This is a genomic window from Burkholderia sp. Ax-1720, from assembly GCF_011753035.1.
Classification (GTDB): domain Bacteria; phylum Pseudomonadota; class Gammaproteobacteria; order Burkholderiales; family Burkholderiaceae; genus Burkholderia; species Burkholderia gladioli.
This window is the reverse complement of record NZ_VWWK01000248.1, coordinates 1-8,086: the sequence shown is the minus strand read 5'-3', so window position 1 is coordinate 8,086 and position 8,086 is coordinate 1. Positions and strand designations below refer to the sequence as shown.

Sequence of the window (8,086 nt, the reverse complement as noted above, 5' to 3'; positions counted from 1 at the left end):
GTGCCTGCGCTGCCTTCGCTGCCGCCGCGACCGGCCGTGCCTTGCCGGAAGCCTCGCGTCGTGCCGCCGTGGCCGGCTGCGTCCTGCCGGCGCCCGAGCGCGTCGCCGCCGTCGCGCGTCCCGCCTGTCGAACCGCTTGCCGCCGCGCGCGCCGCGCTGAGTCCAGGCCCGCATGAACTTTTCGCGCTTCTTCATCCGCCGGCCGGTCGCCACCACCCTGCTCGCGCTCGGCATCGCGCTGTCGGGCCTGTTCGCCTTCGTCAAGCTGCCGGTCTCGCCGCTGCCGCGCGTCGACTTCCCGACCATCTCGGTGTTCGCCAACCTGCCCGGCGCGAGCCCGGCCACCGTCTCCACCAGCGTGACCAGCCCGCTGGAGCGGCATCTCGGCTCGATCGCCGGGGTCACCCAGATGACCTCGACCAGCTCGCTCGGCAATGCGCTGATCAGCCTGCAGTTCGTGCTCGAACGCGACCTGAACGGCGCCGCGCGCGACGTGCAGGCCGCCATCAACGCGGCGCGCGCGGACCTGCCCGCCAGCCTCAAGAGCAATCCCACCTTCCAGAAGGTCAACCTGGCCGACACGCCGATCATGGTGCTGTCGGTCACCTCGGACACCGCACCGCCCTCGCGCGTCTACGACGCGGCCTCCACCGTGCTGCAGCAGGCGCTTTCGCAGATCGAGGGGATCGGCGAGGTGGACGTGTTCGGCGCGGCAAGCCCCGCGGTGCGCGTCGAGCTCGAGCCGCATGCGCTGTTCCATTACGGCATCGGCCTGGAGGACGTGCGCGCGGCGCTCGCCTCGGCCAACGCGAACAGCCCGAAGGGCATGATCGAGGTCGGGCCGAACCGCTACCAGCTCTATACCAACGACCAGGCCTCGCAGGCCTCGCAGTATCGCGACCTGGTGGTGGCCTACCGCAACAACGCGGCGGTGCGGCTCACCGACGTGGGCAGCGTGATCGACTCGGTCGAGGACCTGCGCAACCTGGGCCTGGCCAACGGCAAGCGCGCCGTGCTGGTGATCCTCTATCGTTCGCCGGGCGCCAACATCATCGACGCGGTCGATCGCGTCAAGGCCGCGCTGCCCAGGCTGTCCGCCGCGCTGCCGCCCGACGTCGACCTCGGCTCGGTGCTGGACCGCTCGGTGACGATCCGCTCCTCGCTGGCCGATACCGAGCACACGCTGGTGGTGGCGGTCGCGCTGGTGGTGATGGTGGTGTTCGTGTTCCTGCGCAACTGGCGCGCCACGCTGATCCCGACCGCCGCGGTGCCGGTCTCGATCATCGGCACCTTCGGCGCGATGTACGTGCTGGGCTTCTCGATCGACAACCTCTCGCTGATGGCGCTGATCGTGGCCACCGGCTTCGTGGTCGACGACGCGGTGGTGGTGCTCGAGAACATCATGCGCCACATCGAGAACGGCAAGCCGCGCATGCAGGCCGCGCTCGACGGCGCGCGCGAGGTGGGCTTCACGGTGGTGTCGATCAGCCTCTCGCTGATCGCCGTGTTCCTGCCGATCCTGCTGATGACGGGGCTGATCGGGCGGCTGTTCCGCGAGTTCGCGATGACGCTGTCGCTGGCGATCGCCGTGTCGCTGGTGGTCTCGCTCACGCTCACGCCGATGATGTGCGCGCGCCTGCTGCCCGAGGCCGGCAGCCATCGAAAGGAAGGGCGCCTGTCGCGCTGGCTGGAGCGCGGCTTCGAGCGCCTGCAATCCGGCTACGACCGCAGCCTGCAATGGGCGCTGCGGCACCGGCGCATCACGCTGCTGTCGCTGATCGCGACGGTGGGGCTCAACATGGCGCTGTTCGTGGTGGTGCCCAAGGGCTTCTTCCCGCAGCAGGACACCGGCGTGCTGATCGGCGGCATCCAGGTGGACCAGTCCACCTCGTTCCAGGCCATGCAGCTCAAGTTCGCCGAGATGATGAAGATCATCCAGTCGGACCCGAACGTGCTGAGCATCGCGGGCTTTCGCGGCGGGCGCACCACCAATGCCGGCTTCATGTTCGTGACGCTGAAGGACAAGCAGGACCGCAAGCTCAGCGCCGACCAGATCATCGAGCACCTGCGCCCGCAGCTCGAACGCGTGGCGGGCGCGCAGACCTTCCTGCAGGCCGCGCAGGACCTGGGCGGGGGCGGCGGGCGGCAGACCAACGCGCAATACCAGTTCTCGCTGTACGGCGACTCGCCCGAGGAACTCTACAAGTGGGGCGACAAGCTGGCCGCGGCGCTCAAGAAGAAGCCGCAGCTCACCGACGTCAACTCCGACCAGCAGCAGGGCGGCCTGGAGGCGATGGTCCATATCGACCGCGCCACCGCCGCGCGCCTGGGCATCACGCCGCTGCAGATCGACAACACGCTGTACGACGCCTTCGGGCAGCGCCAGGTCTCGACCATCTACAACCCGCTGAACCAGTACCACGTGGTGATGGAGCTGGCGCCGAAATACTGGCAGGACCCGGAGATGCTCAAGCAGGTGTGGATCAGCACCACCGGCGGCAGCGCCAGCGGCGTGGCGCAGACCAATGCCGCGGCCGGCACCTTCGTGGCGAATTCGGCGCGGGCCTCGGGCGCGGGCGCGCCGCAGGCGGGCTCGGCCGCGGTGGCGACCGATTCGGCGCGCAACGCGGCGCTCAATTCGATCGCGGCCACCGGCAAGGCCGGCACCTCCTCGGGCGAGGCGGTGTCCACCTCGAAGTCGACCATGATCCCGCTCTCGGCGATCGCCAGCTTCGGGCCCGGCACCACGCCGATCGCGATCAACCACGAAGGCCCCTTCGTGGCCGTGACGATCTCCTTCAACCTGCCGCCCGGCAAGGCCTTGTCCGACGCGCGCACGGTGATCTACCAGACCATGAGCGAGATCGGCGTGCCGGCCAGCATCAACGCCGGCTTCTCGGGCACCGCCGAGGAGTTCGAGAAGGCGCTGCGCGACCAGCTGCTGCTGATCATCGCGGCGCTGGCGGCGATCTACATCGTGCTCGGCATCCTCTACGAGAGCTACATCCACCCGATCACGATCCTCTCGACCCTGCCTTCGGCGGGCGTGGGCGCGCTGCTGGCGCTGCTGATCTCGGGCACCGAGTTCGACATCATCGGGCTGATCGGCATCTTCCTGCTGATCGGCATCGTCAAGAAGAACGCGATCCTGATGATCGACTACGCGGTGGTGGCCGCGCGCGAGGGCAAGTCCTCGTTCGAGGCGATCCACGAGGCCTGCCGGCTGCGCTTCCGGCCGATCCTGATGACCACCATGGCCGCGCTGTTCGGCACCCTGCCGCTGGTGTTCGGCCATGGCGACGGCGCCGAGCTGCGCGCGCCGCTCGGCATCACGCTGGCCGGCGGCCTGATCGTCTCGCAGATGCTGACGCTCTACACCACGCCGGTGGTCTATCTCTACATGGACCGGCTGCGGCTGCGCTCGGAGCGGCGCCGCGCGCGGCGCGCGGGGCTGCCGCCGCCGGCGGGGGCCTGAGGCGGGACGGCGGGACGCGGGCGATGAGGCAGGCGCTGGCGGCCTAGCGTGTTTCGCGCGCCGTTTCGGCTTGTGTCGCGTCGTCCGCCGCGCCTGCCTCGCCCGCCTTGCCGCCAGGGCCGGCGAACCCGGCATCGGCGACGTTGTCCATCCGCAGCCCGTCTTTCAGCAGCAGCCAGCAAGCCGCGCCCGCCAGGCCCGCCAAGGCGCCCACGCCGAGCGCCCAGCGCGGCCCCAGGTGATCCGCCACCCAGCCGACCAGCGGCGCGCCCAGCGGCGTGCCGCCCCGCCCCGCGCGCCCCCGCCGCCCCGCCCCCCAGCCGCCCCGCGCCCCGCCCCGCGCCGTGCCGCCCCGCGCCCCGCCCGACGGGCTCGCGATCCCGCGGCCGCGCATGGCCGGCTCGGTGCTCCGCGGGAGATAGCTGTTGGCCGAGGTGGTGACGGTCTGCGCGGCGCTGCCGACCAGCACCAGGGCCGCGCCGAACAGCCAGAACGCCGGCATCAGCGCGGCGATCGCGCAGCCGATGCCGAACAGGCCCGCGCTCGCGAACAGCAGCCCCGGCGCGGGCCGTGCGCGACGCGCGGCCAGCAGCGCGCCGGCCACCGCGCCGGCCGCCATCATCGAGCTGAGCAGGCCGAAGCGCCCCGCGTCGGCATGGAACACCGATACCGACATGGTCGAGATGAAGATCGGGAAGTTCAGGCCGAAGGTGCCGATCAGGAACAGCATGAACAGCACGCAGCGCAGGTCGCGCCGTCGCCAGACGTAGCGAAAGCCCTCCACCAGCGCGCCGCGCCTGCGCGAGGCGCGTTCGCGGCGATGCAGCTCGGCGCTGCGCAGCCGCGTCATCGCCAGGATCACGGCCGCGAACGAGGCGGCGTTGATCAGGAACACCCAGCCCGAGCCGATCGCCGAGATCAGCAACCCTGCCAGCGCCGGGCCGATCAGGCGCCCCAGGTTGAAGGAGGTGGAATTCAGCGCGACCGCGTTGGCCAGGTCCGCCTCGCCCACCAGCTCGGCGACGAAGGCCTGCCGCGCCGGCGTGTCGAAGGCGGTGACGCAGCCCAGCGCGAAGGCGAAGCCATAGACCTGCCACAGACGCACCGCGCCGCCCAGCGTGAGCAGGCCCAGCGCCAGCGCGAGCACGCCGAGCAGGCCCTGGGTGAGGAACAGCAGCCGGCGCCGGTCGAGGCGGTCGGCGGCGAAGCCGCTCAGCGCGATCAGCAGGATCTGCGGCGCGAACTGCAGGGCCATCACGATGCCGACCGCGCGGGCGCTGTGGTGGCTGAGCCCGGTCAGCACCAGCCAGTCCTGCGCGGTGCGCTGCATCCAGGTGCCGATGTTCGACACCAGGGCGCCGCCGGCCCAGCGTCGGTAGTTGGGGATGCGCAGGGAATGGAACATGGGGATCGAGTCGAGGAGTCGAGAAACCGGGGACGGGACGCCCTGGATCGAACCCGGCATCGTGCGTTGACAGATCCTAATCGAATTAGGCAAAATGCGAAACCAATTCGGATCCTGCCTTCCCGTCTCCATGAAAGTCGATCTCGACCGCATCCGCACCGAAGCTGTCTCGCTGGCCAACCGTGATGGCCTCGAGTCGCTCTCGATCGGCGAACTGGCCGCCGCGCTCGGCATCCGGCCCCCCTCGCTCTACACGCATGTCGACGGGCTCGGCGCGGTGCGCCGCCTGCTCGCGCTGCATGGCCTGCGTGAACTCGAGCAGGGCGTGGCGCGGCTCACCGCCGGCAAGTCGGGGCCGGAGGCGATCCGCGCGCTGCTGAACGGCTATCGCCAGTTCGCGCGTAACAATCCCGGCGTCTACTCGGCCATGCTGGCCACCACCGACCGCGAGGATCCGGAGCGGCGCGAGGCGGTCGAACGCCTGGTGCAGACGCTGACGGCCTCGCTGCACGATTACGCCTTCGAGGGCCCGCAGCGGGTGCACGTGTTCCGCTGCCTGCGCAGCCTGGTGCACGGCTTCGTCTCGCTGGAGGCGAGCGGCGCGCTGAACAACCCGGTCAGCCGCGACGAGAGCTTCGAGTGGATGGTCGAGGCCTTCCTGCGCATGCTGGAGCCCTATGCGAGGCGCGCTCCGGCCGCGCGATCGCCAGGCGGCGCGGCCTGAAGCGCCATTCACGATTCACCGGCCCGATCCGCCGATCCGGCCCGTTCCCCTTGATCCAGGAGGCGCGATGCGCGATTCCGAGATGTCCCCGTTCTCGATGTACCAGTTGATGGAGCCGGCGCAGCGCGCCGATCCCTATCCCTGGTATCGCCGCCTGCGCGATGCGCGGCCGATCTGCCGCGATCCCCAGGTCGGCAGCCTGCTGGTCGCGCGCCATGCCGAGGTGGCCGCGGTGCTCGAGAATCCCGCCTTCTCGGCGGCGCGGCTCGGCATGAGCGAAAGCGACGATCCCATCGAACGCGAGATCGGCAGGACGCTCGGCGAGCAGATGCTGTTTCTCGATCCGCCCGACCACACGCGCCTGCGCAAGCTGTTCGCGAAGGCCTTCACGCCGCGCCGGCTCGACGCGTTCCGGCCGCGCATCGAGGCGCTGACGCAGCAGTTGCTCGACGCCTGCGCGGGCCGCCGCGCCGATTTCATCGGCGAGTTCGCGGTGCCGCTGCCGGTGATGGCGATCGCGCTGGTGCTCGGCGTGCCGACCGGGGAACGCGAGCGGCTGCATGCCTGGTCGCTGGCCTTCGGCAGCATCATCAGCGGCCGGCCGTTGACGGTCGAGGAAGTCGGGCAGGCGCAGCGCGGCATCGCCGAATTCCGCCAGTATTTCGCCGAGCTGATCGCGGCGCGCCGCGCGGTGCCCGAGGACGACATGCTCAGCGACCTGGTGGCGGCCGAGGAAGCCGGCGACCGGCTCGACGAGGGCGAGCTGATCTCGAACCTGATCCTGCTGCTGGCGGCGGGCCATGCCACCACCACGCACCTGCTCGGCAACGGCCTGCTCGCGCTGGCCGGCGAGCGCGAGCAATGGCGGCGCTTCGTGGCCGAGCCCTCGCTGGCGCCGACCCTGGTCAGCGAGCTGCTGCGCTTCGATGCGCCGGTGCAGGTGACCGGGCGCGAGGCGCGCGAGGACGTCGAGCTGGACGGCATGACGATCCCCAAGGGCCAGTACGTGCACCTGCTGCTCGGCGCCGCCAACCGCGACGAGCGCCAATACGCCGAGCCGGACCGGCTCGACATCGGCCGCACCGGCACGCGCATGATGTCGTTCGGCCATGGCATCCATACCTGCCTGGGCGCGGTGCTGGCCCGCATCGAGGCGCAGATCGTGTTCGGTGCCCTGGCCGAGCGTTTTCCCGATTTCGAGGTGCACGAGCAGGACGCCGAGCGCACCGCCACCATCTCCTTCCGTGGCCTGCGCAGCCTGCCCGTGACGCTGCGCTGAGCCAGTCATGAAGCCGGACCGCGTCTTCGGGCGCCGATCCGGCCATCCGGCGCACCTGCGCCGCCGCGCGTTTCAATTCATCAGGCATCCGAATCGATCGGCTTGCCTTTCCCAATCCCCGTCGTTCCCGTTTCATGGATTCCACCATGCATCTGCTGACTTCCTTCCTGGCCGGCGCCTTCCTCTGCAACTGCATCCCGCACCTGGTGGCGGGTCTGCAGGGGCGGCCGTTTCCCACGCCGTTCGCGACCCCGCGCGGCGTCGGCCTGTCCTCGCCGCTGGTCAATTTCCTGTGGGGCGCCTTCAATCTCGCGGTCGGCCTGTTCCGCTTCGAGCGCTTTCCGATCAGCCTCGGCCTGAATCCCGAATGCGCGGCGATGGCGCTGGGCGCGCTGCTGCTCGGCATCTACCTGTCGCGTCATTTCGGCAAGGTGCGCCGCGAAGCCGGCTGGTGATCTCGAACGGGCCCGCCCGGCGGGCCCGTGTCGATGTCGCGAGCCGCGCGAAGGCGGCGCGGGCTGAAAAAGAAGGCGGGCGCGCTGGATCGCGCGCCCGCCTCAAGCACCACTCGCTGGGATCGACAAGGGCTCGCCGGCCGGCTTCAGTGCACCACCACCACGCCGTGCGGCCAGTAGCCGGCGCGCACCCTCACCACCGGGTAGGCCGGCGCCACGTAGGTGCGCGGCACGACCACCGGCGCGAGCACCACCGGGGGCGGCACGCGCACCGCCGGCGCGGCCACCACCACCGGCGGCGAGACATAGACGGGCGGCGGCACATAGACCGGCACCACCGGCACCACCGGCACGCCGACGCCGACGCCGACGAACACGCCGGCAAAGGCCGACGGGGCGAGCAGGGCCGCGGACAGGGCGGCGGCGGCCAGGAACAGGGAACGCTGTTTCATCGGGAATCCTTGGGAACGGGAGAGGCGAGCCCGCGATGACGAGCCCAGGACGAAGCCTAGCCAGGGCGCCGATGACAAGCTGTCGGCAATTGATGTCAATCCATGTCAGGCGCCGGCCGGGCGGAGAAGGGCGGACGCGACATGGTTTGACATGAATTCGCAACAGCTTTGCGGAAAACGGCCGCCTACAGTGGCGGCGTCGATCGAACGGCGTCGTGCGGGCAGCCAGCCCCGGCGGGCGCCGCGTCGACGCCGCCGCGGTGCCGGGCGCCGCCGACTCCGGCGTTGGCCGCCGG

Annotated in this window: 6 protein-coding genes; 4 read left to right on the top strand and 2 right to left on the bottom strand. The window is 70.7% G+C overall.

Annotated elements, in window-relative coordinates; all coding sequences use genetic code 11:
* Nucleotides 1-172 precede the first annotated feature (172 nt).
* Nucleotides 173-3,475: an efflux RND transporter permease subunit gene (locus F3J18_RS34135; protein ID WP_025099199.1), complete on the top strand. Its 3,303-nt coding sequence runs from the start codon at nucleotides 173-175 to the stop codon at nucleotides 3,473-3,475.
* A 43-nt stretch (nucleotides 3,476-3,518) separates the two neighbouring features.
* Here F3J18_RS34135 and F3J18_RS34130 read toward each other — a convergent pair whose 3' ends face one another.
* A complete protein-coding gene (locus F3J18_RS34130) occupies nucleotides 3,519-4,880 on the bottom strand; it encodes an MFS transporter (RefSeq protein ID WP_166916509.1) in 1,362 nt (453 codons plus the stop codon).
* Between the two features lie 130 nt (nucleotides 4,881-5,010).
* On the opposite strand from F3J18_RS34130, the gene F3J18_RS34125 reads away from it, so the two are divergent.
* The 3 genes from F3J18_RS34125 (at nucleotide 5,011) to F3J18_RS34115 (ending at nucleotide 7,338) form a co-directional block, all read left to right on the top strand.
* The gene (locus tag F3J18_RS34125; protein ID WP_025099201.1) at nucleotides 5,011-5,604 is read left to right on the top strand and encodes a TetR/AcrR family transcriptional regulator; all 594 of its coding nucleotides are present in this window, start codon (nucleotides 5,011-5,013) and stop codon (nucleotides 5,602-5,604) included.
* A 67-nt stretch (nucleotides 5,605-5,671) separates the two neighbouring features.
* On the top strand, nucleotides 5,672-6,883 hold the full coding sequence (locus F3J18_RS34120) for a cytochrome P450 (RefSeq protein WP_166916507.1): 1,212 nt from the start codon (nucleotides 5,672-5,674) through the stop codon (nucleotides 6,881-6,883).
* Between the two features lie 146 nt (nucleotides 6,884-7,029).
* Nucleotides 7,030-7,338 carry a hypothetical protein gene (locus F3J18_RS34115; RefSeq protein WP_013691520.1) on the top strand — a complete coding sequence of 103 codons (309 nt, stop codon included), beginning with the start codon at nucleotides 7,030-7,032 and terminating at the stop codon, nucleotides 7,336-7,338.
* A gap of 146 nt (nucleotides 7,339-7,484) precedes the next feature.
* Here the strand turns inward: F3J18_RS34115 and F3J18_RS34110 are convergent, their stop codons facing one another.
* A complete protein-coding gene (locus F3J18_RS34110) occupies nucleotides 7,485-7,790 on the bottom strand; it encodes a hypothetical protein (protein WP_166916505.1) in 306 nt (101 codons plus the stop codon).
* Nucleotides 7,791-8,086: the final 296 nt, after the last annotated feature.

Bases quoted from the DNA above. Each gene is read 5' to 3' on its own strand.
- F3J18_RS34115 (WP_013691520.1), top strand. From the start codon at position 7,030: ATGCATCTGCTGACTTCCTTCCTGGCCGGCGCCTTCCTCTGCAACTGC.
- F3J18_RS34130 (WP_166916509.1), bottom strand. From the start codon at position 4,880: ATGTTCCATTCCCTGCGCATCCCCAACTACCGACGCTGGGCCGGCGGC.
- F3J18_RS34110 (WP_166916505.1), bottom strand. From the start codon at position 7,790: ATGAAACAGCGTTCCCTGTTCCTGGCCGCCGCCGCCCTGTCCGCGGCC.
- F3J18_RS34120 (WP_166916507.1), top strand. From the start codon at position 5,672: ATGCGCGATTCCGAGATGTCCCCGTTCTCGATGTACCAGTTGATGGAG.
- F3J18_RS34125 (WP_025099201.1), top strand. From the start codon at position 5,011: ATGAAAGTCGATCTCGACCGCATCCGCACCGAAGCTGTCTCGCTGGCC.
- F3J18_RS34135 (WP_025099199.1), top strand. From the start codon at position 173: ATGAACTTTTCGCGCTTCTTCATCCGCCGGCCGGTCGCCACCACCCTG.